The sequence below is a fragment of the Polaribacter sp. genome (assembly GCF_036480315.1).
GTDB lineage: Bacteria > Bacteroidota > Bacteroidia > Flavobacteriales > Flavobacteriaceae > Polaribacter.
In genome coordinates this window covers 1-23,696 of sequence record NZ_JAZGGG010000012.1, presented here as the reverse complement: position 1 = coordinate 23,696, position 23,696 = coordinate 1, and the positions used below count along the sequence as shown (strand labels likewise).

Annotated in this window: 23 protein-coding genes and 1 tRNA gene; 10 read left to right on the top strand and 14 right to left on the bottom strand. The window is 29.8% G+C overall.

The features are described from left to right. Positions 1-5 precede the first annotated feature (5 nt). Positions 6-1,247 (bottom strand): hypothetical protein, encoded by a 1,242-nt coding sequence (locus V3V28_RS02205; protein WP_331363386.1) that lies wholly within the window; start codon positions 1,245-1,247, stop codon positions 6-8. Between the two features lie 157 nt (positions 1,248-1,404). Here V3V28_RS02205 and proS point away from each other — a divergent pair, with 157 nt between their 5' ends. The 3 genes from proS to rpsT all read left to right on the top strand — a co-directional run bounded on the left by proS (position 1,405) and on the right by rpsT (position 3,341). Next, complete coding sequence (gene proS / locus V3V28_RS02200) at positions 1,405-2,883, top strand: proline--tRNA ligase (RefSeq protein ID WP_331363385.1); 1,479 nt, start codon at positions 1,405-1,407, stop codon at positions 2,881-2,883. A gap of 97 nt (positions 2,884-2,980) precedes the next feature. Continuing rightward, positions 2,981-3,052, top strand: a tRNA-Glu gene (locus V3V28_RS02195). Between the two features lie 37 nt (positions 3,053-3,089). Then, positions 3,090-3,341, top strand: a complete 252-nt coding sequence (rpsT, locus tag V3V28_RS02190) for a 30S ribosomal protein S20 (RefSeq protein ID WP_331363384.1) — start codon at positions 3,090-3,092, stop codon at positions 3,339-3,341. A gap of 331 nt (positions 3,342-3,672) precedes the next feature. Here rpsT and rodA read toward each other — a convergent pair whose 3' ends face one another. From rodA to V3V28_RS02155, 7 genes are all read right to left on the bottom strand, one after another. Next, complete coding sequence (rodA, locus tag V3V28_RS02185; RefSeq protein ID WP_331363383.1) at positions 3,673-4,953, bottom strand: rod shape-determining protein RodA; 1,281 nt, start codon at positions 4,951-4,953, stop codon at positions 3,673-3,675. Beyond that, positions 4,934-6,820, bottom strand: a complete 1,887-nt coding sequence (gene mrdA / locus V3V28_RS02180; RefSeq protein WP_331363382.1) for a penicillin-binding protein 2 — start codon at positions 6,818-6,820, stop codon at positions 4,934-4,936. Before mrdA ends, rodA begins: the two co-directional genes overlap by 20 nt. After that, positions 6,820-7,323 carry a rod shape-determining protein MreD gene (gene mreD, locus V3V28_RS02175; protein WP_331363381.1) on the bottom strand — a complete coding sequence of 168 codons (504 nt, stop codon included), beginning with the start codon at positions 7,321-7,323 and terminating at the stop codon, positions 6,820-6,822. Before mreD ends, mrdA begins: the two co-directional genes overlap by 1 nt. Then, entirely contained in the window at positions 7,316-8,089 is a 774-nt protein-coding gene (gene mreC, locus V3V28_RS02170; protein WP_331363380.1) for a rod shape-determining protein MreC, read from the bottom strand. Before mreC ends, mreD begins: the two co-directional genes overlap by 8 nt. Before the next feature lie 79 nt (positions 8,090-8,168). Next, positions 8,169-9,197 (bottom strand): rod shape-determining protein, encoded by a 1,029-nt coding sequence (locus V3V28_RS02165; protein ID WP_331363379.1) that lies wholly within the window; start codon positions 9,195-9,197, stop codon positions 8,169-8,171. A 78-nt stretch (positions 9,198-9,275) separates the two neighbouring features. Further along, complete coding sequence (gene purH, locus V3V28_RS02160; RefSeq protein WP_331363378.1) at positions 9,276-10,805, bottom strand: bifunctional phosphoribosylaminoimidazolecarboxamide formyltransferase/IMP cyclohydrolase; 1,530 nt, start codon at positions 10,803-10,805, stop codon at positions 9,276-9,278. Between the two features lie 448 nt (positions 10,806-11,253). Next, on the bottom strand, positions 11,254-11,718 hold the full coding sequence (locus V3V28_RS02155; RefSeq protein WP_331363377.1) for a GAF domain-containing protein: 465 nt from the start codon (positions 11,716-11,718) through the stop codon (positions 11,254-11,256). 51 nt (positions 11,719-11,769) lie between these two features. Here V3V28_RS02155 and xrtF point away from each other — a divergent pair, with 51 nt between their 5' ends. The 5 genes from xrtF (at position 11,770) to V3V28_RS02130 (ending at position 16,031) form a co-directional block, all read left to right on the top strand. Further along, a complete protein-coding gene (gene xrtF / locus V3V28_RS02150; protein ID WP_331363376.1) occupies positions 11,770-12,306 on the top strand; it encodes an exosortase family protein XrtF in 537 nt (178 codons plus the stop codon). Then, positions 12,303-12,734 carry an exosortase F system-associated membrane protein gene (locus V3V28_RS02145; RefSeq protein WP_331363375.1) on the top strand — a complete coding sequence of 144 codons (432 nt, stop codon included), beginning with the start codon at positions 12,303-12,305 and terminating at the stop codon, positions 12,732-12,734. The genes xrtF and V3V28_RS02145 overlap by 4 nt, the downstream gene beginning before the upstream one ends. Positions 12,735-12,886: 152 nt before the next feature. Continuing rightward, on the top strand, positions 12,887-13,291 hold the full coding sequence (locus V3V28_RS02140; RefSeq protein ID WP_331363374.1) for an HYC_CC_PP family protein: 405 nt from the start codon (positions 12,887-12,889) through the stop codon (positions 13,289-13,291). 73 nt (positions 13,292-13,364) lie between these two features. Continuing rightward, entirely contained in the window at positions 13,365-15,608 is a 2,244-nt protein-coding gene (locus V3V28_RS02135; RefSeq protein ID WP_331363373.1) for a TonB-dependent receptor, read from the top strand. A gap of 12 nt (positions 15,609-15,620) precedes the next feature. Next, positions 15,621-16,031, top strand: coding sequence for a heavy-metal-associated domain-containing protein (locus tag V3V28_RS02130; RefSeq protein ID WP_331363372.1), 411 nt, complete (start codon positions 15,621-15,623; stop codon positions 16,029-16,031). A gap of 51 nt (positions 16,032-16,082) precedes the next feature. Here V3V28_RS02130 and V3V28_RS02125 read toward each other — a convergent pair whose 3' ends face one another. From V3V28_RS02125 to V3V28_RS02100, 6 genes are all read right to left on the bottom strand, one after another. After that, on the bottom strand, positions 16,083-17,195 hold the full coding sequence (locus V3V28_RS02125; protein WP_331363371.1) for a CNNM domain-containing protein: 1,113 nt from the start codon (positions 17,193-17,195) through the stop codon (positions 16,083-16,085). Between the two features lie 88 nt (positions 17,196-17,283). Beyond that, the gene (locus V3V28_RS02120; RefSeq protein WP_331363370.1) at positions 17,284-18,186 is read right to left on the bottom strand and encodes a DUF3078 domain-containing protein; all 903 of its coding nucleotides are present in this window, start codon (positions 18,184-18,186) and stop codon (positions 17,284-17,286) included. A gap of 57 nt (positions 18,187-18,243) precedes the next feature. Continuing rightward, the gene (locus V3V28_RS02115; RefSeq protein WP_331363369.1) at positions 18,244-19,101 is read right to left on the bottom strand and encodes a DUF3078 domain-containing protein; all 858 of its coding nucleotides are present in this window, start codon (positions 19,099-19,101) and stop codon (positions 18,244-18,246) included. A 30-nt stretch (positions 19,102-19,131) separates the two neighbouring features. Next, complete coding sequence (locus V3V28_RS02110) at positions 19,132-19,641, bottom strand: DUF2480 family protein (protein ID WP_331363368.1); 510 nt, start codon at positions 19,639-19,641, stop codon at positions 19,132-19,134. 129 nt (positions 19,642-19,770) lie between these two features. Further along, a complete protein-coding gene (locus V3V28_RS02105; protein ID WP_331363367.1) occupies positions 19,771-20,091 on the bottom strand; it encodes a DUF59 domain-containing protein in 321 nt (106 codons plus the stop codon). Between the two features lie 17 nt (positions 20,092-20,108). Next, on the bottom strand, positions 20,109-20,528 hold the full coding sequence (locus tag V3V28_RS02100) for a SufE family protein (RefSeq protein WP_331363366.1): 420 nt from the start codon (positions 20,526-20,528) through the stop codon (positions 20,109-20,111). Between the two features lie 74 nt (positions 20,529-20,602). On the opposite strand from V3V28_RS02100, the gene V3V28_RS02095 reads away from it, so the two are divergent. Both V3V28_RS02095 and V3V28_RS02090 read left to right on the top strand, forming a co-directional pair. Beyond that, on the top strand, positions 20,603-21,529 hold the full coding sequence (locus V3V28_RS02095) for a PfkB family carbohydrate kinase (protein WP_331363365.1): 927 nt from the start codon (positions 20,603-20,605) through the stop codon (positions 21,527-21,529). Between the two features lie 65 nt (positions 21,530-21,594). Next, a complete protein-coding gene (locus V3V28_RS02090) occupies positions 21,595-23,493 on the top strand; it encodes an amidophosphoribosyltransferase (protein ID WP_331363364.1) in 1,899 nt (632 codons plus the stop codon). Positions 23,494-23,696 lie beyond the last annotated feature (203 nt).

The following is a 23,696-nucleotide window of genomic DNA, read 5'->3' as shown; positions in this document are numbered from 1 at the left end:
TAGTTTTAGTTTTTTCTTCTAGATGATGAAGAGCTTCTTTTAGATGAACTTCTAGAACTACTTCTGCTTGAAGATGCAGAGCTTCTTGAACTGCTACTTCTGCTGTTTCTTGTAGCTCTTCTTGTAGAAGAACCTCTTTTAGAAGGAGTATAACTTCTTCTAGAATTTGTACTTGAACTAGAACGTCTAGTATTAGAACTACTTCTTGGTGTTGTAGCTCTGGTTGTATTTCTTGTTGAAGTTGTAGATCGTCTAGTTGTTGTTGGTCTAGAACTTCTTGTAGTTGTAGTTCTTTTTGTTGTACTACTATTTCTAGTATTAGAATTATTGTTTCTATTGATACTTGCACTGTTATTTCTTCTACTTCCAGAACTTCTTCTTGTAGAGCTACCACTACTTTTTCTAGTTGGAGATGTGCTTCTTCTTGTGGTAGTAGAACTACGTCTTGTTGTAGAAGTTCTTCTTGGTATTGTTGTAGAACTTCTTCTAGTTGAACTCGATGGTCTTCTAGTTGTTGTAGAACTTCTTCTACTTGTTACGCTATTGTTTCTAGAACGTGTTGTGCTCGATCTTCTGTAAGTACTGTTAGAAGCAGTTCTTCTTCCGTATCTTGTATTTCTGTAATAACGATTATTGGTGTATCTGTTATTATAATAATTTATGTTAGGTCTTGCATAACTATAGTAACTATGAGAAAAATATGGGTTGTAGAAACCTATATTCCATGCATAGTTGTTATGGTAAGGATGCCAATATGGGTTTTGATTCCAATAAGGATAACCTCTAAAACCCCAATTTCTATAACCCCAAGAATTATTATAACGATAACCGTAACCGTAATAATCATTCCAATAAGGATTGTTGTTTCCTAAATTAATATTAACAACAACGTCATTATTGTCGTTATATCCCCAAGGTTCGTTTGCATTATAATTTAAAGTATTGTCTATAGTTTCATCATCTACATATTCATTTTCATCAGAATTATAATCATCAACATCTGTAAATACATCGTTGTCATCGATTTTTTCTAAACTCTCTAATTTTTTTAGGAAATAATTATCTTCATAATCTCTATATTCTTCTTCATCTGCAACAATAACTTTTCGTTTTTGTTTAGTAGATGTTTCATCGTCATAAATACCATCGTCATTATAAACACTTTGGTAAGTCCCACAGGAAACCAACAGTAAACTTGTTAGAAATAGTAAGGTAAGTTGGTTAAAATTTATAGAACGTGGTTTCATAATGATATATATTTTGATGAATACTTTTTTATTGATGAATTCTTGCTTAAAAAACACTAAATTATAGTAATTTTGTACTGTTTTTGTGAAATAGATAATATTCTTTTAACAAAAATTTCACTTTAAAGGTAACAATATTTGTGCCAAACTTTTGATTATGAGCAAACATTTAACAAAACGAGCAGACGATTATTCTAAATGGTATAACGAATTGGTTGTTAAGGCCGATTTAGCAGAAAACTCTGCAGTAAGAGGTTGTATGGTTATTAAACCTTACGGATATGCAATTTGGGAAAATATGCAAGCAGAATTAGATAGAATGTTTAAAGAAACTGGACATGAAAACGCTTATTTTCCGCTTTTTGTACCTAAAAGTTTATTTGAAGCAGAAGAAAAAAATGCAGAAGGTTTTGCAAAAGAATGTGCTGTAGTAACACATTATCGTTTACAAAATGATCCCGATAATCCAGGTAAATTAAGAGTAGATCCAGAAGCGAAGTTAGAAGAAGAATTGGTTGTAAGACCAACTTCTGAAGCAATTATTTGGAATACCTATAAGGGTTGGATTCAATCTTATAGAGATTTACCATTATTAATTAATCAATGGGCAAACGTTGTTCGTTGGGAAATGAGAACACGTTTATTCTTAAGAACAGCAGAGTTTTTATGGCAAGAAGGACACACTGCACATGCAACAAAAGTAGAAGCTGTAGCAGAAGCTAAACAAATGCAAGAGGTATATGCAGAATTTGCAGAAAACTTTATGGCAATGCCAGTTGTTAAAGGAATAAAATCTGATAGCGAACGTTTTGCTGGAGCTGAAGATACGTATACTATTGAAGCATTAATGCAAGATGGAAAAGCGTTACAAGCTGGAACAAGTCATTTTTTAGGTCAGAATTTTGCAAAAGCATTTGATGTAAAATATACCTCAAAAGAAGGAAAGCAAGAATATGTTTGGGCAACTTCTTGGGGAGTTTCTACGCGTTTAATTGGTGGTCTTATAATGACACATTCAGACGATTTAGGCTTGGTTCTTCCTCCAAAATTAGCACCAATTCAAGTTGTTATTGTACCAATTTATAAAGGTGAAGAACAATTAGAAGCTATTTCAGAGAAAATGATCGTAATTGTAAAAGAATTACGTGAAAAAGGGATTTCTGTAAAGTTTGATACTAGAGATACTTATAGGCCAGGCGCAAAGTTTGCTGAATACGAATTAAAAGGAGTTCCTGTAAGAATTGCTATTGGAAATAGAGATTTAGAAAGTGGAACGTTAGAAATTGCTAGAAGAGATACTTTAGAGAAACAAACTGTTGCTCAAGATAATGCTGTTTCATTTATAGAAAATCTTTTAGAAGAAATTCAAGAGAATTTATTTAACAGAGCTATTGACTATAGAAAAGAACATACAACTGAAGTAGACGATTTTAAGGAATTTAAAAAAGCAATAAAGAATAAAGGAGGTTTTGTTTCTGCACATTGGGATGGTACAGAAGAAACTGAAGACAAAATAAAAGAGTATACAAAAGCAACAATTAGATGTATTCCTAATGACGTAAAAGAAGAAGTTGGGGTTTGTGTTTTAACAGGAAAACCATCGTCTAAAAGGGTGCTTTTTGCTAAGGCATATTAATTTTGAAAAAAAAAGTATTTTTTTTTCAAAAACTATTGCACAATTTAAAAAACGTTGTATATTTGCACCCGCAATTGAAGCATGTTTTAATTGTTATGGTCCGTTCGTCTAGGGGTTAGGACGCATGGTTTTCATCCATGTAACACGGGTTCGATTCCCGTACGGACTACAAAGTTTTAATATAAAAAACGAATAAATTAAGAATTATGGCAAATCATAAGTCAGCATTAAAGAGAATTAGAAGTAACGAAGCTAAAAGGTTACGTAACAAATACCAGCATAAAACTACACGTAATGCTGTAAGAGATTTACGTATTGTTGAAGACAAGAAGGAAGCTGAAGGAGCGTTAGTAAAAGTTATTTCTTTGTTAGATAAGTTAGCTAAAAATAACATTATCCACAAAAACAAAGCTGCAAATTTAAAATCTAAATTAACAAAGCACGTTGCTGCATTGTAAGATTTTACTTTTCTAAAGTATTTAAAAGCTCTGAATTTAATTCAGAGCTTTTTTTATTGCTTCAATTTTAAATAAAAGTTTAATATTTATTTTTGAATTTATGTTACTTTTTTATATAAGTTACTTAATCTAAAGTAGCTTAATCTCTATATTCTACTATCAATATTTAAAATTTAACAATTACTATTATAACTTTAAGTAGCACCAATTATTGGTTGTGACTGTATCCGAAATTATAATAGAAATCAAACTTCTAGGATTTTACTTGTTCTTTTTTTATGACGCGTATCCCAATCACAAGAAGTTAAAAAAGTTTTATATTTTAACAGCTCTACCAGTCATAGTCTTTATGAGCGTCTAGTCTAATAAATATAAAAAGTAGTATTGTAAATCCCCAAAGAGAAGATCCTCCATAACTAAAAAAGGGTAGTGGAATTCCTACAGTTGGTAATAAGCCAATTACCATTCCTATGTTTACAATTACATGAAAAAATAGAATAGAAGCCAAACTATAGCCATAAATTCGTCCAAATTTATTAGCATGTGTTTCCGCTAAATAGATAATTCTATAGAGCATTAACATAAATAAAATAATTACAATGCTGCTTCCTATAAAACCCCATTCTTCGCCAACTGTACTAAAAATGTAATCTGTATGTTGTTCTGGTACAAAATCTCCTTGTGTAATATCTCCTTCTAAAAACCCTTTTCCAAACCACCCTCCAGAACTAATAGTAAGTTCAGATTGATAAGAATTGTAGCCAATATTTTTATTATCAACTTTTAAGCCTAATAAAACTTCGAAACGATCTCGATGATGTTGTTTAAAAACATTGTTATAAGTGTAACCAGTTCCAAGGACAAAAACTCCTACAATTAGATATACTCCTAGAATCTTATGCCAATTGAAACGCAGAAAACGTTTTCCACCTTTGTAAACTACATAAGCAACTAGTATAGAAATAAGAATGAATAAGGATAAAAGCATCCAATTTGCACCAAAGAAAATAGTTAAAATAAATAGCAGAATAAATGCCGAACCTAATAAAATATAATTCAGTGTTAAACCTTCTCTATTTAAAACAAAAAAGAAAGAGAGATAAATTAATGCAGAACCTGCATCTGGCTGTAACGTTATTAAAACAGCAGGTAGAAAGATGATAAAGAATGCTTTAATTTGATTTTTTACCAAACTTAAATTATATTGTCGATCACTTAATAATTTTGCCACAGCTAATGCTGTAAAAGCTTTTACAAATTCTGAAGGTTGAAGTCCTAAAACCCCAAAGTTAAACCAAGATTTAGCTCCATTAATTTCTTTTCCAAATGGGAATAAAAGTAAAAGTGAAATAATAGAGATTATATAAAAAATACTTGCGTAGCGTTCATAAAATTTAGAATTAAAAAAAAGAATAGTAATAATCAAAGGAGCTGTTAAACAAATAAATATTAATTGTTTTCCGTATTTGGTTGAAAAGGTAAATAACTCTACATCTACATCAGTTTTAGAAGCTGCATAGATATTTAACCAACCAAAACTGACTAGTGAAATAAACAAGAAAACTAGAATCCAATCGATTCTAGCAAAGATATTATTCTGTTCCTGACGCAATTTTTTTAGGCTTTTTAATTAGTTTAGCATAAATATCTTGTAAACTTAAGTTTAACATGTTTTGTTCTCTATACTTATTTGCTTTTGATATTTTTCCGTTTAGATACTTTTCTATAAGTAAACTTGTAATTGGTGCTGCAATTGTAGAACCGTAACCACCGTTTTCAACAAAAATAGCCAACGCAATTTTTGGATTTTCTTTAGGTGCAAAAGCAACTAAAATTGAATGATCTGGTAGTTGTATTTTCTGGCCATCAATTCTTGTAAAATTTTCTGCGGTTCCAGTTTTTCCACAAATGTCTATTCCTTTTACTTGATTGTATTTTCCTGTACCTGTTTTAAAAACTTCATGCATAGCTTCAATAATAGGTGTAAAATGCTTTTCATTAATAGAAGTTTGTTTACGAACAGTGTATTTAGGGTTTTCAATAGACTTTTTATCAACTTTCTTTAAAACATGTGGTGTGTAAAAGTATCCTTTATTGGCAATTGCTGCGGTAAAATTAGCAAGCTGAATAGGTGTTGTTAAAACTTCACCTTGCCCAATTGCATTTGAAATTATAGTAGAACCATTCCAAGTGTATTTATATTGATCGTCGTAATATTTTCCGGTTGGAATTAATCCTGGACTTCCAGCAGGTAAGTCATACCCAAGATAATTTCCCATTCCAAAACTAGCAACGTGTTTGTGCCAATTATCTACACCTTCGGTAGGATTCTTGTTTTGCTCAACAATTCTCTTGTAAGTATTAGAAAAATAGCTGTTACAAGATTTAGCAATGGCAGTTTTTAGTTTAATTGGCCTTCCAAAAATACCGCAATGACATCCCATAAACTCACTAGTTCTGTTTCCGTATTTATAACCATTGTAACATTTGAATGTTGTTTGCTCATTAATAACATTTTCCTGTAAGCCAATTAAAGCATTCATCATTTTAAATGGAGAACCAGGTGCATAAGCAGCCAATAAACCTCTATCATAGGCAGGTTTGTTTATAGAGTCTTTAAAAAGGATTACAGAATTTTTAGAACGTTTTCTACCGACTAGCATATTTGGGTCGTAAGAAGGAGCAGTTACTAATGCTAAAATTTCGCCAGTAGCAGGTTCTATTGCAACAATGCCGCCTCTTTTTCCTGCCATTAATTTCTGGGCATATTCTTGTAAATCAATATCTAGTGTAAGTGTTAAATCTTGTCCGTTTACTGGTAAGGTATCTTTTTCTCCATTTCTATAGGAGCCGGTAACTTTATTAAACCTGTTTCTATGTAGATATTTTTTACCTTTTCTTCCTCTTAAATATTCTTCGTATTCAACTTCTACACCATCTTTCCCAATTAATTCTCCTTGTAGATAATAATTATTTTTTCTTGCTAAAGCTTCATTTACTTCACCAATATAACCCAATACATTAGCTGCTGTTTTTACAGGATATTCTCTAATAATTCTCTTTTGAATATGAAATCCTTTGTATTTATGCAATTTCTCTTGAAGATAAGCAAAGTCTTCTTTAGCGAGTTGTTTTAAGAAAACAGAAGGTAAGTAGCTTGCATATTTTTCTGCTTTTTTAAAACGTTTTAAGAAATCAATTTTATCAATTTTTAAAAGTTTACAAAACTCTAATGTGTCTAAAGGTTTTACTTGATTGGGTTGCACCATTACATCATAAGAAAGTTGGTTAGTCACTAATAATTTATCATTTCTATCGTAAATGTAACCACGTTCTGGGTAATCATATTCAACTTTTACAGCAGCGTTATGAATAGGGTCGTAGTTATCACTTTTAATTACTTGAAGTTGAAATAAACGCCCAATAAAAATGATACCAACAACTGTAATTAAAAAATAGAGTAAAAAACTTCTTTGCATTATTTATTTTTAATAAAAATATAAGTTCCCGAAAAGAACAAAATCAGTGTAAAAATACTTGAAAATAAAGTGTTTAAAAGTACGTGTGATATATTCTGGAAACTAAAATTAGCAAAAGAAAACAAAATGAGGTGATGAATTACTGTTAAAGTTATAACGTAGTTGAAAACTTTTCCAAAAGACTCTGAATGTAAATTAAAAAAAGGATAGTCAGTAGGCAATTTTCTGAAAAATACTCTTATAAAAAACAATCTTATGTATGCAATGGTTAGTATTGAAAAAGCATGAATACCTCCTGAGTCTGAAAAGAAATCAACAGAAATACCAAGTAAAAAACTGAAAAATAAAAATGCAAATCTGTTCTCTTTTAAAGGGTAAAAGAAAATAAAAGCGATATATAAATACGGATTTACATATCCTAAAAATTGAATGTTATTTAATACAAAAACTTGTAAAAAAAGTAAGAAAAAAAACAAAAGTACAAATTGAAATGTTTTATTCATTTGTTGTGGTTTCTATTGATTGAATTTCTTTTTTATCAAGGTTTTTAACTACAGAAATATATCCTAAACTACTCATGTCGTTAAAAAGTTTTACATCAATTTTATTGTCAGCTGTATTTCCTTGATTAAATTTTAATACTGTTCCAATTAAAATTCCTTCAGGAAAAATAGTTGACTTTCCTCCTGTTTCTATAGTGTCACCAATTTTTAAAGGTGCTTGTCTAGGAATGTCTTTTAGTTGTACAATGTTATAATCTTTACCATCCCATTCAAGAGAGCCAAAATAATTGTCATTTTTTAAACGTGCATTTATTTTACTATTTTTATTTAAAATAGATTGAACTCTAGTGTAATTATTAGAGGTGTTATCTGTAATACCAATAATACCTTTACTGTTAATTACCGCCATTTCTTTCGAAATACCTTGATTTTTACCTTTATTAATTGTTAAGAAATTAAATGCTTTTGCGTAATCATTTTTAATGATTTTAGCACTAGTATAGGTGTATGTTTGTAGGTGCTTTATAGAGTCTACAACTGTTGAATCAATAAGAAATAAATTGGAAGTATTTTTTTCTAATAAATTTTTAAGTTGCGTATTCTCTTCAGCTAAAATTTCATTTTCTTTTTTTAAGTTCAGGTATTCAGAAATATTAGAAACTTTAGAATAAAAACCACCAGTAACTGCATTCGCAGAACTTACATACTTGCTTTTATGAAAGTTAAGGTTGTTAAATGTTAAAGCAATAGCAATAAATTGCAACATTAAAAAAAACAGAAAATATTTAAACTTCTGAAAAAAGTAAATAATTTGTTGCATTGTAGTATAGAGAACTTATAGCGTATTATTTCATTAATACGTTTTTGTATTTATTTAGTTCTTTTAAAGCAATTCCGGTTCCACGCACAACTGCACGTAAAGGGTCTTCTGCAACATAAACTGGTAAGTCTGTTTTTCTAGATAAACGTTTGTCTAAACCTCTTAACATAGAACCACCACCGGCTAAATAAATTCCGGTATTGTAAATATCTGCAGCTAATTCTGGTGGAGTTTTAGATAAAGTCTCCATAACAGCATCTTCAATTCTTAAAATAGACTTGTCTAATGCTTTCGCAATTTCTCTGTATGAAACTTGTACTTGTTTTGGTTTTCCGCTTAATAAATCTCTTCCTTGAACTAACATTTCATCTGGTGGAGAATCTAAATCTTCTGTTGCAGCACCAATGTTTATTTTTATTTTTTCTGCAGTAGCTTCTCCAACATGTAAATTATGTTGTGTACGCATGTAATACATAATATCATTGGTAAATAAATCTCCTGCAACTTTTACAGATTGATCACAAACAATACCGCCTAAAGCAATTACCGCTATTTCTGTAGTACCACCACCAATATCAATAATCATGTTTCCTTTTGGTTCCATAATATCTATTCCAACACCAATTGCAGCAGCCATTGGTTCGTAAATTAAATAGATTTCTTTGGCATTCATGTGTTTTGCAGAATCTCTAACAGCACGTTTTTCAACTTCTGTAATTCCCGAAGGAATACAAATAACCATTCTTAATGCTGGTGGAAATAACTTCTTTTTAATTGATGGAATCTGTTTTACAAATTCTTTAATCATTTCTTCTGAAGCTTCAAAATCTGCAATTACCCCATCTTTTAACGGACGAATTGTTTTGATGTTTTCATGGGTTTTTCCTTGCATTAAATTGGCTTCTTTACCAATAGCAATGATTTTCCCAGTAATTCTGTTTCTGGCAACAATAGAAGGACTGTCAATAACCACTTTTCCGTTGTGGATTATTAACGTATTAGCGGTTCCTAAATCGATCGCAATATCTTCCGTCATAAAATCAAAAAAACCCATAAAATATCTTTGTTGTATTTATTTTTAATATACTCTTACAAACTTACTAAATTTCTGATTGTAAACGCCTATAAATTTTTAATGTTTAAAATGCCTTGTTCCTGTCATTACCATAGATAAACCATTTGAATTACAGTAATCTATGCTTAATTGATCTTTAATAGAACCACCTGGTTGAATTACACTTTTTATACCTGCATTGTCTGCAATTTCTACACAATCAGGAAAAGGAAAAAAGGCATCACTAGCCATAACACAACCATTTAAATCGAATTTAAAAGAAGTTGCTTTTTCAATTGCTTGGTTTAAAGCATCAACTCTACTTGTTTGTCCTGTTCCGCCGGCTAATAATTGTTTGTTTTTTACTAAAATAATAGTATTCGATTTTGTGTTTTTACACAATTTAGATGCAAACAATAAATCATCTAACTCACTTTCTGTAGGTTTATTGTTAGTTACGTATTTTAAATCTTCTAATTGATCTGTAATACTATCTTTATCTTGAACCAAATTACCATTTAAACATGTTCTAATTGTTGTAGTTGGTAATTCAACTTCTTTCTTTATTAAGATAATTCTATTTTTTTTTCCTTTTAAGGTTGATAAAGCTTCGTCTGAATAACTAGGTGCAATTACAACCTCACAAAATAATTTATGAATTTCTTCTGCAGTAGCAGTGTCAATTTCAGTGTTGGCAATTAAAACACCTCCAAAAGCAGAAACAGGATCTCCTGCTAATGCATCTACATAAGCTTGTTTTACTGTTTTTCTTTGTGCAAAACCGCAAGCATTGTTGTGCTTTAAGATTGCAAAAGTTGGCGATTCCCCCTTAAATTCTTCAATTAAATTTACAGCAGCATCAACATCTAATAAGTTGTTATAACTTAATTCTTTACCGTGAAGTTTGTCGAAAATTGTGTCTAAATCACCAAAGAAATATCCTTTTTGATGAGGGTTTTCTCCGTAACGTAAAATTTGTGCATTTGTTTCACTCACTTTTAAAGCAGGCTCTTCACCAGCATTAAAGTAATTAAAAATTGCAGTATCATAATGTGAAGAAATATTAAAAGATTTTGCTGCAAATTTCTTTCGTTGTTTTATTGAAGTTGTTCCGTTGTTTTCTGATAAGATAGATAAGAAATCATCATATTGCTCCATAGAAGAAACTGTAAAAGTATCTTTAAAGTTTTTTGCAGAAGCTCTAATTAAAGAAATACCACCAATATCAATTTTTTCTACAATATCTTGTTCATCAGCGCCAGAAGCAACTGTTTTTTCAAAAGGATATAAATCTACAATTACTAAATCTATTTGCGGAATGTTGTATTCTGCTAATTCAGCAACATCACTTTCGTTGTCTTGTCTGTTTAAAATCCCTCCAAAAACTTTTGGGTGCAAGGTTTTAACTCTTCCTCCTAAAATAGAAGGATAAGAAGTAACTTCATCTACAGGAACTACATCTATACCTAGTTCCTTGATGAATTTTTCTGTTCCTCCAGTAGAGTAAATAGTTACGTTCAATTCGTTTAATTTTTGCACAATAGGCGCTAAGCCATCTTTGTGAAATACCGAAATTAATGCTGATTTAATTGTTTTTGAAGTGCTCATTTAGTGTTGTGTTGTTAAGCACACAAAAATAGTAAAACCTAGCTAGTAAGACAATAAAAGATAGTAACAAAAAATAGAAGTAATTAACAACTATTCTATCTGTACTCTTGTTTTAAAGCTTTCAACTAAAGTTGTATAATCTCTTGGGCTCTTTTTTTCTTGGCTTTTACGTAGAAACGGAAATACCTTCAGCAAAATGCTGGTAGTTTGTTTTTTCATTTTAGGGGAATTTAAAGTTAAAGTTATTCTGCGTTTTCAATAAAATTTCTAAACCAATTTGTAATTTGGCTTATAAATGATTGATGTTTACGGTTGTAATTTGTGTTGAGATTGCCAGAGGCAAAGGACGAAGTGTATTCTTCATTTCTCATTATTTAGGGGTTTAATGATTAATAGAATTGTTAATTTAAACTTGTAATATAAAACAAACATAGACTTTTTTTTTGAATTAACCAACTTTTCTTAAAATGGTTGCTACTTTTTTGCAAACGTATTCCAATAATTGTTCGTCTTCTTTGGTGAAAACATTTGCTATGTGAGAGTCTATATCTATCTGACCAATATTTTTGTCATCAATAAAAATTGGAATTACAATTTCTGATTTTACTTTCCAACCACAAGATATATAGTTGTTTTGTTCAGAAACATCTTGTACTACAAAGTTTTCATTACTTATAGCAACTTGTCCGCAAATTCCTTTTCCAAAAGGGATAGTTGTGTGTTCTGTTTCTTCACCAGCATATTGCGCTAGTTTTAATTCTTTTTTATCTTCATGATTAAAATAGAAACCAACCCAATTATAATATGGAATACTGTTCTTTAGTTTATTACAAATTTCTTGTAACTTATCATTTACTGAATTTTCAGCAATAATAATTTTATCTATATTTTGTTGTAAAATTTCTATTTTCATTTTTGTATATTCGCCATGTAAAGAGGCTGCTAAAATAAATTAAAATATGTTGTGAAAAAACATAAAAACATTGTCATTTTTTTAATTAGGTTTTTTGCAACGTATTTTATATTGTTCGCAATTTATGCTACTTACTTACAAAATTCTCAACAAAAAGATGGGTTTTTTCAAACGGCGTCAATTACAACAAAAGTAGCTGAACAAACTGTAAGTTTATTAGAGTTTGCAGGTTATTATGCAGATTATATACAACACGAAGAAGAACTTTCTGTAAAACTTTTAATAGAAAATCAATATACGGCTAGAGTTATTGAAGGTTGTAATTCTATTAGTGTTATAATTCTATTTATTTCTTTTATTGTTGCTTTTGCTGGATCTATTAAGGCAACAATAATATTTGCTTTTTTAGGAAGTATTTTTATCTACATAATTAATGTTTTTAGAATTGCTTTTTTAACTGTTATGATTTACAAACACCCAAATCAACAAGAGTTTTTACATAATCTAGTTTTTCCTGCACTCATTTATGGAACCGTTTTTTTACTCTGGGTTCTTTGGGTTAATAAGTTTTCTAAATATAAGAAATGAACAAAATAATTAAAATAATACTGTTGTTATTACTTTTTTTATTACTGTTTGTAATAAGAGGTTATTCAGATGAATTATTTTATGATCCATTAATTGGCTACTTTAAAAATGATTATTTATATACCACAATGCCAGAAATTAATGTTTGGCACTTAATGATAGATATGCTTTTTAGATACACTTTAAACGCTCTAGTTTCTTTAGGTATAATTTGGGTTTTATTTGAAAGGAAAGATTATCTTAAATTCTCTGGTTTTTTTCTAATGCTAGCGTTTATGGTTCTTATAGTTGTATTTGTACTTTTATTAAGAGATAAATTTGAATCTGGTTATCTACTACCATTTTATATCAGAAGATTTATTATTCAACCGTTATTCTTATTGTTGTTATTACCAGCATTTTATTCTCAAAAATTAAGCAATAGGTAATCGAAAGAGAATTCTCTAGAACGCAGTTCTTGGGTTTCAAATAAAATTGTCATTCCCGTGAAAACGAGAATCTAAATATATAGTTTGCATTTTTATCAATTTATATATTTTAACACAATTTTAAAGTTTCTTGTTGTAGATTTGCAATCAGAATGCAACATGTTTTTACCAAAATAACGTCAACCTTATTAGCCTTTTTAGTGCTTTTTTCTACCTTTTCTTTTACGGTGGAAAAACATTATTGTGGTGAATTTTTGGTGGATGTTTCTTATGTTGGTGAAGCGGAAGGTTGTGACATGAAGATGGACAAAACTTCAGTAACCAAAAAGAAAAATTGTTGCAAAGACGAGATTCATAAAATTGAAGGCCAAGATGAATTGCAACAAATTTCTATTGATAAAATAGACTTTAAAAAACAACAATTTTTAGCTGCATTTTTTGTTTCTTATTCAAACTTATTTATAGAAATTACTTCTAATCAAAATTTATATAAAGACTTCTCTCCACCAGATATTCCACTCGATTATCAGGTTTTACACCAGACTTTCTTGATTTGATTTATTAATAATTATTCAATAGAAACTTCATTTTTTAGAATGAAGAGAATGTTAATTATTAAAAAATCATATCATGAAAAAATATATTATAAGTAGTGTTTTACTACTTATTCCGTTTATAATCTTCTCACAAACTAATTTTAAGGGAATGATTATGGATAAAAACAATCCAAAAGATAATTTAGGTGTAGAAGGCGCAAGTGTTCATTGGTTGAATACAAACGTAGGTGCAGTAACCAATAAAAAAGGTTGGTTTACAATACCATATAAACCAGAATATAAAAAGTTAGTTATTAGTTATATTGGTTATAAAACGGACACAATTACTATTAAAACTAAAAAACCAATTCATCATTTTATAACTGAAGAAAGTGTTTTAGAAGAAATTACAATTAAAACTAAAAAACAGTCAACTTATAAGTCCTTTTTAACCACGGCAAATGTTTTTACGGTAAACTCAGACGAATTATTAAAAGCTGCATGTTGTAATTTGGCAGAAAGTTTTGAAACAAACCCATCTATAGATGTTAGTTTTTCTGATGCTTTAACAGGTACAAAACAAATACAAATGTTAGGTTTAACCAGTCCGTATTTGTTAATTACACAAGAAAATATTCCATCAGTTAGAGGAGCAGCACAAGCTTTTGGTTTAACTTTTACACCAGGAACTTGGGTAGAAAGTATTCAGATTACAAAAGGTGCAGGTTCTGTTGTAAACGGTTATGAAAGTATTTCCGGACAAATAAACGCAGAATTGGTAAAACCTTTTTCTGATGATAAGTTTTTCTTAAATGCTTACAGTTCTTTAAACGGAAGATTAGAATTAAATACGCATTTTAACCAAAAAGTGACCGATAAGTGGCAAACAGGTTTATATATTCATGGAAATTATAGAGGTCAGAAATTCGATAAAAATGACGATAATTTTTTAGACAATCCGTTAGCAAATCAGATTAATGTAATGAACCGTTGGCAATATACAGATGCCGAAAAGGGTTGGGTTAGTTTTATTAATGTTCGTTATTTGAATGACGAAAAACAAACAGGCGAAATTGACTTTAACCCAGCTTTAGATAAAGGAATAACTAATGCTTGGGGAAGTGAAATAGATACAAAACGTTTTGAAACTTCAGCAAAATTAGGCTATGTTTTTCCAGAACTACCTTTTCAAAGTATTGGTTTTCAATTAGCATACAGCAATCATCAGCAAGATTCTTTTTTTGGTTTAAACAAATATGATATAAAACATGAAAGTGTGTATTCTAACCTAATATTTAATTCAATAATTGGTGATACTAGAAACAAATTTAAAACAGGTGTTAACTATACTTATGACAATTATAACGAAATGGTAAATACTACCGATTTTGGAAGAAATGAAAATTCCTTCGGTGTTTTTTTTGAATACGCTTTCTCTAATTTAGAAGACTTTAGTTTAACTGCAGGTTTACGAGTAGATACACATAATTTATTAGGTACGTTTTTAACGCCTAGATTGCATTTAAGATATGTTCCTTGGGAGAAAGGTGTTTTTAGAGCTTCTGCTGGTAGAGGAAAAAGAAGTGCTAACATTTTTGCAGAAAACCAACAATTATTTGCAAGTTCTAGGCAAATTAAAATTGATGATGTAGGTGGAAATATTTATGGATTAAATCCAGAAATCGCATGGAATTATGGTGTTTCTTATCTTCAAAAATTTAATCTATTTGATAAAAAAGGTGATATTACTTTTGATTTTTATAGAACAGACTTTCAGAATCAAGTTGTAGTAGATTGGGAGAATGCGCAAGAAATTTCTTTTTATAATTTAAATGGAAAAAGTATTGCTAATATTTTTCAAGTTGAAATAAGTTATGAGTTGTTTGAAAACTTAAACTTAAGAACAGCTTATAAATATTTTGATGTTTCTACAGATTATAAAAATGGAAATTTACAGAAACCAATTCAGCCTAAAAATAGATTTTTTGCAAACCTTTCTTATGAAACGGTATTGCAGGAAAATGGTGCGCAATGGAAGTTTGATGTAACATTTAATAATATTGGTAAACAACGTTTGCCAAATACAGCAAGTAATCCTGTTCAATATCAATTACCAGAATACTCTAACAATTATCAACTATTAAATTCTCAAGTCACTAAAGTATTTTCAGATAGCTTTGAAATTTATGCGGGTGCAGAGAACATTACAAATGTTCAACAAAAAAGCCCTATTTTAGCAAGCGATAATCCTTTTGGCTCAAACTTTGATACTACAATTGTGTATTCGCCAATTTTTGGACGTGCATTTTATACAGGATTAAGATTTAGAATTAATTAAAAAATAATAAAAATGAAGAAAATAGTATTTATATTAAGCTTGTTTTTGGTTGGCTTTTCAGCACAATCACAAGAAGTGAAAAAGAAAAAAAATGCCAAAATTGCTTTTCAAGTAGATGGTATTTGTGGTATGTGTAAAAAACGAATAGAAACTGCGGCTTTAAAAACTAAAGGTGTAAAGTTTGCAATTTGGAATGTAAAATCACATCAATTAAATCTAATTTTAGATGAACGTAAAACAGATGTTGTTGCTATTCAAAAAAACATCTTAGCAGTTGGGCATGATGTTATGAGTTTTGATGACAAGAAGCTAGAGGCAACTAGTGAAGCTTATAGTTCTGTACATCCTTGTTGTAAATACAGAGATGAAGAAATTATTTTAGATCATGAAGGTGAACTAAAAAAACAGAAGAAAAAAAACTAAATATTTTTTTAATAAAAGGTAATTAAATAGAGATAACTTAAAAGGTTGTCTCTATTTTTTTTTACCTTCAATAGTTCCCATTCTTTTTGCACGCTTCTCCCAAGACTTTCTTGCATGCGCTTGTAAATCTGCAACAGAATCACTTTCATCCATAATTTCTAAACCAAGTAAAGTTTCAATTACATCTTCTTGTGATACAATTCCGCTAACAGAACCATATTCATCAACAACTAATGCAATATGTTCTTTTTCTTTTATCAATTTATCAAACAAATCAGGAATTGTTAAACCTCTCTCTGTAACAATAATCTCTCTTTTTATAGATGCTAAAGTTTGTTCTCCGTTGCCGTTAATCATCGCTTCTAATAAATTATCCTTTAGAAAATAACCAGTAATATTATCTGGATTTTCAGAAAATACTGGGATTCTAGAAAAACGTAATTTTTTATGTTCGCTGTAAAAAGAAGTAATTGTTTGTGTTTCATCAGCAATTTCTAAAACAGATCTTGGCGTCATTACATCATTTACTTTTATATTTTTAAAACCTAATAGGTTTTTAATTACTTTACTTTCATTTTCTTTAAAAACACCATCTTTTTCAGCCATTTCTGTCATCACTAAAAACCCTTCTCTACTTAAAACACTTCCGTGTCCTTTTCCACCAATTAACTTTGTTGTTAATTGTAAAACCCATAAAAACCCTGTCCATTTCAAAGGAAAAATCATAATTTTTAAGGCTTTAGTGGTAAAGTTTGCAAGTTGTTTCCAATAGGTTGCGCCAATTGTTTTTGGTATAATTTCTGAAGCTACTAATATTAAAATGGTCATTACTGTAGAAACAATACCAACCATTACATCTTCAGTAATTTTAATACCAAAGATTGTTTTAACTTCTGTACCATATATTTCTGCATAAGCAACTTTTGCTTGTACACCAACCAAAATTGCGCCAACGGTATGCGCAATGGTATTAATTGTTAAAATAGCAATTAAAGGTTTGTCTACGTCTTTTTTTAAGATTTCTAATTCTGTGGCGTATTCATTTCCTTCCCTCTTTTTTAAATTGATAAAAGTAGGAGTAATACTTAATAAAACTGCTTCTAGTATAGAGCACAAGAATGAAAAAAAGATAGAAATGGTTGCGAAAATTATTAATAATGTCATAAATAATTTAGTTTGAAGTGCAAAGTTACAAAAATAAAAAACCTCAAAAATTTCTTTTTGAGGTTTCAGTGTAATATTGTGGTTTTATTTAGAAAGAGTAGTTCATACCAAATAAAAAGTAAGATTGTAATTTGTTGTCTGCACTTGCTAAAAGTACATTTTGTGAGTTAGCAGCTTCTTGTTTATTTTTACGTAAACCTAGTTCAAAACCAACTCCAATTCCTTTCCATAAAGTATAACCTAAAGAGTTTGTCCAAGTCCAGTTAGATAAATCAGAAGATTTATAACTTTGAAACATAGATAAATTAGATTTTACGCTTAACTTCTTGTATTTCGCATTATAGTCTGCTACAACTTTTGCTCCAGGAGAAGAGCTGTAAATATTTTGACCAGAACTAAAAACTACATTGTAATTGGCTGGGTGTATTACAACAACCAGTCTGTCAGTTGGTGTCCAAGTCATACCAATACCGATATCTAAAAAACCTGGGTTGTTAAAGTTGTCTATAATGGTTGTTCTGTATTCACCTAATGCAGAAAGTGCCCATTTTTTATTTAATCTTTTACCATATAAAGAACTAATAGTAAAAACATCTGTTGCAGTGTCAAAACCTTCGTCTCCAGAAACCCCTTTTTCATTTAATTTTACCCAACCTAAGTTTACGGCTGCAGAGTTTCTCCAGAAAAAATCTTTTTCAATTAAATTAGCGAAACCATTTACAGTAATACCAATGTTTCCTGCAGAAGCTGTTGGCGAAGTTCTAGAATACCAGTTATTAAAACCAGAAAGACTTCCTCCAATAGTACCAAAAGCACCTTTTCTCCAACCTGGTAGTGCGTCAATTTTTGCTTGTAAAGCATCTACTTCTCCTAGTAATTTTGTGATTTCTGCTTTTTTAGGAGCTTGTGCAGTTTTTAATTCATCTGCAGTTTGACCATTAGTTGTAAAGCCAATAAATGCAAATAAAAATAAGATTGATAATTTTTTCATTTTGTTTTTATTTTTAAGCGTGCAAAAACACACTTTTTCTAATTAGACAATATTTTTTTAATAAGTCACTTTATTGTGAAAAGAATAACGAACTCCTAAACCAAACTCTTCTCTAAACTGAACTCTTTTTGAAGCATTTGAATCTATAATTGTATGTAGTGTAATATTCATATTAATAAACTTATTCACCTTAAAGAACATGTTCATTTGATACTCTATGTCTACATTCTGCGGGTTATTTAAATAATCTGAATAAACTGCTAGAATATTTTCAATATCTATATTATCCATTGCTTCAAACTTATAATAACCAGAGAAGTTAAAACCTAAACTAAAAGCAGTATTACGACCGTTTTCTACACCAAATTTACCTGAAAATTCATTACTTACAAAAGTATATCTTACGGTAGCTGGAGCAATATTGAAACGGAAATCATCCGTTTTTTTCCATAAAAAACCTGGGCCAAAACTTAAATAAGCTGGTGAGAAGAAATCAGAGACGGGTAATTTAGGTGTTGGTTTGTAGTCGTAACCACGTGTATATTGTGTTTTAAAGTTTGTGAAAAACGAAAAAAACCAAAAACCTTCTGATTTCAAGCCTAAAAGTGAATTGTATTCTATTCTATCGTTTGTTTTTCTATATCCTTTTCCACTTAAATGGCTTAAACCGTATGTTGTAATAAGTTTATTATCCCAGTTCCATTTTCCTTTTTTGTAATTAAAATCGTAATTAATATTTAAATTTCCAGCAATATTATCTTGTCCACCTGAAACCCAATTAGAAAAATTAGCTTGATTGAAAAGAAACTTAAACCTACCATGAACTTTCCATTTAGGAATACTGTCTTTTTTTTTCTCTTGTGAAAAGAAAAATGTTGAAGAAAGTAAAAATAATAAGAATAATATTTTTTTCATGAAGTAAAAAAACAAGCAGTAAAAATAAAATTATTTTTTAGATTTATATAAAGGAACTGTAGAACAAGCTTCACCAAACATAATAGACTTTGCAATTGGTTGTAATTTAGTAATTAAAAAAGCATAGGCAGAATTCGGAATTGGTTTTTCTGCACAACCTTTAAGAATAACTGGGCTATCTGTAAAATCTCTAAAGTCTATAAAATTTAATAATTCTTGATAAATAACAGTTTCTAAAAGCTCTAAATTACCAATAACAACTTTGTTTGCATGCGGAATTAATTCTGCCGCAACCAACATAAATGCCCAAGAAGGAATAATTGCATCTACAGAGCAGTTAACAGCTACAAATGAGCCTTTGTATTGAGACCAATTATGGTTTTTAACAGATTTTCTAAAATCTTTTTCTTTTAGAATAATTTCCTCAAAAAGCCAATCTTTAATATCAAACAAAATTCTTTTTCCTTCAGGATAAATTTCCTCTAGGTCAAAGGTTTTTAATTTACTATTTGATACTCTGTTTATTATTTCTTTTTCCATTTTTTACTATTTAGTTTCAAAGTTTCAAAGTTTCAAAGTTTCAAAGTTTCAAAGTTGAGACTTCTCCTTTCGTCGAAATGACAGTCGTTAGAGTTTTTTAGTTTTGAAAACTGAATACTGAATACTGTTTTACAACATTCCTAATTCTAATTTAGCTTCTTCACTCATCATTTCTGAAGTCCAAGTTGGGTCGAATGTAATTTCTACTTCGCAACTGTTTATTTCCTTTAAAGATTTTACTTTTTCTTCAATATCAACTGGTAAACTTTCTGCTACTGGGCAGTTTGGTGATGTTAAGGTCATTAATATTTTTGCATTGTTTTCATCAGAAACAAAAACATCGTAAATTAAACCTAATTCGTAAATGTCTACAGGTATTTCTGGATCGTAAATTGTTTTTAAAACATTTACAATTTTGTCTCCTATTTCTTCTAATTCTTTATCTGTCATTGTGTAATTTCTTATTTTTATAATTTTGTTTGTTGTGCTATAGCGTACATTTTTATTTGTTTCACCATAGACACTAAACCGTTTGCTCTTGTTGGTGATAAATGCTCTTTTAAACCAATTTCATCAATAAAAGTGGTTTCAGTAGTTAAAATATCTCTTGGTTTTTGCCCAGAATAAACGCGCAATAACAATGCCACAATCCCTTTTGTTAAAATAGCATCACTATCTGCAGTAAACCTTAATTTATCTGCATCTAATTCTGAATATAACCAAACTTTAGATTGACATCCTTTTATTAAATTTTCATCCAATTTATGCTTTTCATTAATGATTGGTAGAGATTTCCCTAAATCAATAATGTATTCATACCGTTCCATCCAATCATCGAACATAGAAAACTCGTCAATAATTTCTTCTTGTATTTCTTTGATAGTCATTTTTAAAACTTATTTTTGCACTTTGTAAAACGTTTGCGCAATTACCGTGCAAAATTACTGATAAAAAATAAGAAATGAGTAAATTATTAGCAGTTGGTACCGTTGCATTTGATGCAATTGAAACACCTTTTGGGAAAACAGATAAAATTTTAGGAGGTTCAGGAAGTTATATTGGCTTGTCAGCATCTCAATTTGGAGTACAAACAGGCGTTGTTTCTGTAGTTGGAGGAGATTTCCCTCAATCATATTTAGATATGATGAACTCTAAAGGAATTAATACTGATGGAGTTGAAATTGATGAAAATGGTAAAACATTTTTCTGGAGTGGAAAATATCATAACGATATGAACTCTCGTGATACTTTAATTACAGAGCTAAATGTTTTAGAAACTTTTACACCAGTTGTACCAGAAGCTTTTAAAGATGCAGGTATTGTAATGTTAGGTAATTTACACCCATTAACACAAGCATCAGTTTTAGATCAAATGACAGAAAGACCAAAATTAGTAGTTTTAGATACTATGAATTTTTGGATGGACATTGCTTTAGAAGATTTACATACTGTTTTAAAAAGAGTAGATGTAATTACTATTAACGATGAAGAAGCAAGACAGTTAAGTGGAGAATACTCTTTGGTTAATGCTGCAAAAAAGATTCATACAATGGGTCCTAAATATGTGGTTATTAAAAAAGGAGAACATGGAGCTCTATTATTTAATGATGGAAAAATGTTCTACGCACCTGCTTTACCATTAGCAGAAGTTTTTGATCCTACAGGAGCAGGAGATACTTTTGCAGGAGGTTTCTGCGGATATTTAGCAAAAACTGAAGATGTTTCTTTTGAGAACATGAAGAATGCAATTATATACGGTTCTAATTTAGCTTCCTTTTGTGTAGAGAAATTTGGAACTGAAAGAATGCAAGAACTAACAAGCGATGAAGTCAAAACTCGCTTGCAAGCATTTAAAGAATTAACACAATTCGATATAGAGTTAAAATAAATAAAAATCCGCGTCTAACAACGCGGATTTTTTTATACATAAAACACAACAAAACTACCCATTAAATGAGTGACGCAATTAAACACGAATGCGGTATTGCATTAGTTAGATTAAAAAAACCATTACAGTTTTACAAAGACAAATATGGTACAGCTTTTTACGGTATTAATAAAATGTATTTATTAATGGAAAAGCAGCACAATCGTGGTCAAGATGGTGCAGGTTTTGCAAGTGTAAAGTTTAATGTAGCGCCTGGTACAAGATATATTAGCAGAGTTCGTTCTAATCAATCTCAACCAATACAAGATATTTTTGCACAAATTAATAATCGTTTAAATGGTGTTTTAGAAGAAAACCCAGAGAAAAAAGATGATGTTACGTGGCAAGAAGAAAACATGCCTTATGTTGGTAATTTATTTTTAGGCCATGTTCGTTATGGAACTTTTGGTAAGAATAGTATAGAAAGTGTACATCCTTTTTTACGTCAAAGTAACTGGAAACATCAAAATTTAATAGTTGCAGGTAATTTTAACATGACGAATTCTAAACAATTGTTAGAAGAATTGATAGAATTAGGGCAGCATCCAAAAGAGTTTACAGACACAGTAACTGTTATGGAAAAAATTGGTCATTTTTTAGAAGATGAAGTGGCAAAATTATATCAAAAAGCGAAGAAAAAAGGATTTAGTAAAAAAGATGCATCACCATATATAGAAGAAAATTTAAGTCTAAAAAAAGTATTAAAAAGATCTTCAAAAAATTGGGATGGTGGTTATGCAATGGCTGGTTTAGTTGGTCATGGAGATGCTTTTGTTTTAAGAGATCCAAACGGAATTAGACCAACTTATTTTTATGAAGATGAAGAAGTTGTAGTTGTTGCTTCTGAAAGACCAGTTATTCAAACAGTATTTAATGTAAAGATTGAAGATGTTCAAGAATTAGAAAGAGGACATGCATTAATTATTAAAAAAAGCGGTAAAACTTCAATTAAACAAGTTCTAAAACCAAGAGAGAAATTATCTTGTTCTTTTGAAAGAATTTACTTTTCTAGAGGAAGTGACGCATCAATTTATGAAGAAAGAAAAAATCTTGGAAAGCTAGTTTTTCCACAGGTTTTAAAATCAATCAATAGTGATATTTCTAATAGTGTATTTTCTTACATTCCTAACACAGCAGAAACTTCTTTTTATGGGATGACTGAAGCTGCCGAAGATGTATTAAATAAACAAAAAACAGAAAAAATATTAGCTGGAGGAACAAAATTGTCAGCAAAAAGAGTTACAGAAATTTTATCTGAAAGACCTCGTTTTGAGAAAATTGCAATTAAAGATGCAAAATTAAGAACTTTTATTGCTGACGACAGTAGTAGAGATGATTTAGTAGAACACGTTTATGATATTACATACGGAGTTGTAAAACCTACTGATAATTTAGTAATTATTGATGATAGTATTGTACGTGGAACTACTTTAAAGAAAAGTATTATTAAGATTTTAGACAGATTAAGTCCTAAAAAAATAGTAGTTGTTTCTTCTGCACCACAAATTCGTTATCCAGATTGTTATGGAATTGATATGGCAAAAATTGATGGTTTTATTGCTTTTAATGCCGCTATAGAGTTGTTAAAAGATACAAACCAAGAAGGTGTTATAGAAAGTGTTTATCAAAAATCGAAAGCACAACAAGGTAATAAAGATGAAGAAATTATAAATTTTGTAAAAGAAATTTACGCTCCATTTACTAATGAAGCCATTTCTGCTAAAATTGCACAGATGCTAAAAACAAAGGATATTAAAGCAGATGTTGAGGTTATTTATCAAACCGTAGATAATTTACACATTGCGTGCCCAGATAATTTAGGTGATTGGTATTTTACAGGAAATTATCCAACCGATGGTGGTCATAGAGTAGTAAACGAAGCTTTTATTAATTATTTTGAAGGAAATGATAAAAGAGCTTATTAGGTTATCTTAATTTTTATCATAAACATTTAAACGGCATCAAGAACTAGCTTTCTTGATGCTTTTTATTTTTATTTAATAATTAACCTGTTGTGCATTATAAAAAAGCTGTTCATTGATTAAGAGAATCGTATATTTAATTGAATTTCAAACATTTAAATAGATGAACAGCTTTAGAGCAAATTACGAGAAAATTTTAGAGGTAT

Excerpts from the sequence above, each read along its gene's own strand:
- V3V28_RS02205 (WP_331363386.1), bottom strand. The coding sequence starts at position 1,247 with ATGAAACCACGTTCTATAAATTTTAACCAACTTACCTTACTATTTCTA.
- proS (WP_331363385.1), top strand. The coding sequence starts at position 1,405 with ATGAGCAAACATTTAACAAAACGAGCAGACGATTATTCTAAATGGTAT.
- rpsT (WP_331363384.1), top strand. The coding sequence starts at position 3,090 with ATGGCAAATCATAAGTCAGCATTAAAGAGAATTAGAAGTAACGAAGCT.
- mrdA (WP_331363382.1), bottom strand. The coding sequence starts at position 6,820 with ATGCAAAGAAGTTTTTTACTCTATTTTTTAATTACAGTTGTTGGTATC.
- mreD (WP_331363381.1), bottom strand. The coding sequence starts at position 7,323 with ATGAATAAAACATTTCAATTTGTACTTTTGTTTTTTTTCTTACTTTTT.
- mreC (WP_331363380.1), bottom strand. The coding sequence starts at position 8,089 with ATGTTGCAATTTATTGCTATTGCTTTAACATTTAACAACCTTAACTTT.
- V3V28_RS02165 (WP_331363379.1), bottom strand. The coding sequence starts at position 9,197 with ATGGGTTTTTTTGATTTTATGACGGAAGATATTGCGATCGATTTAGGA.
- purH (WP_331363378.1), bottom strand. The coding sequence starts at position 10,805 with ATGAGCACTTCAAAAACAATTAAATCAGCATTAATTTCGGTATTTCAC.
- V3V28_RS02155 (WP_331363377.1), bottom strand. The coding sequence starts at position 11,718 with ATGAAAATAGAAATTTTACAACAAAATATAGATAAAATTATTATTGCT.
- V3V28_RS02145 (WP_331363375.1), top strand. The coding sequence starts at position 12,303 with ATGAACAAAATAATTAAAATAATACTGTTGTTATTACTTTTTTTATTA.
- V3V28_RS02140 (WP_331363374.1), top strand. The coding sequence starts at position 12,887 with ATGCAACATGTTTTTACCAAAATAACGTCAACCTTATTAGCCTTTTTA.
- V3V28_RS02135 (WP_331363373.1), top strand. The coding sequence starts at position 13,365 with ATGAAAAAATATATTATAAGTAGTGTTTTACTACTTATTCCGTTTATA.
- V3V28_RS02130 (WP_331363372.1), top strand. The coding sequence starts at position 15,621 with ATGAAGAAAATAGTATTTATATTAAGCTTGTTTTTGGTTGGCTTTTCA.
- V3V28_RS02125 (WP_331363371.1), bottom strand. The coding sequence starts at position 17,195 with ATGACATTATTAATAATTTTCGCAACCATTTCTATCTTTTTTTCATTC.
- V3V28_RS02120 (WP_331363370.1), bottom strand. The coding sequence starts at position 18,186 with ATGAAAAAATTATCAATCTTATTTTTATTTGCATTTATTGGCTTTACA.
- V3V28_RS02115 (WP_331363369.1), bottom strand. The coding sequence starts at position 19,101 with ATGAAAAAAATATTATTCTTATTATTTTTACTTTCTTCAACATTTTTC.
- V3V28_RS02110 (WP_331363368.1), bottom strand. The coding sequence starts at position 19,641 with ATGGAAAAAGAAATAATAAACAGAGTATCAAATAGTAAATTAAAAACC.
- V3V28_RS02105 (WP_331363367.1), bottom strand. The coding sequence starts at position 20,091 with ATGACAGATAAAGAATTAGAAGAAATAGGAGACAAAATTGTAAATGTT.
- V3V28_RS02100 (WP_331363366.1), bottom strand. The coding sequence starts at position 20,528 with ATGACTATCAAAGAAATACAAGAAGAAATTATTGACGAGTTTTCTATG.
- V3V28_RS02095 (WP_331363365.1), top strand. The coding sequence starts at position 20,603 with ATGAGTAAATTATTAGCAGTTGGTACCGTTGCATTTGATGCAATTGAA.
- V3V28_RS02090 (WP_331363364.1), top strand. The coding sequence starts at position 21,595 with ATGAGTGACGCAATTAAACACGAATGCGGTATTGCATTAGTTAGATTA.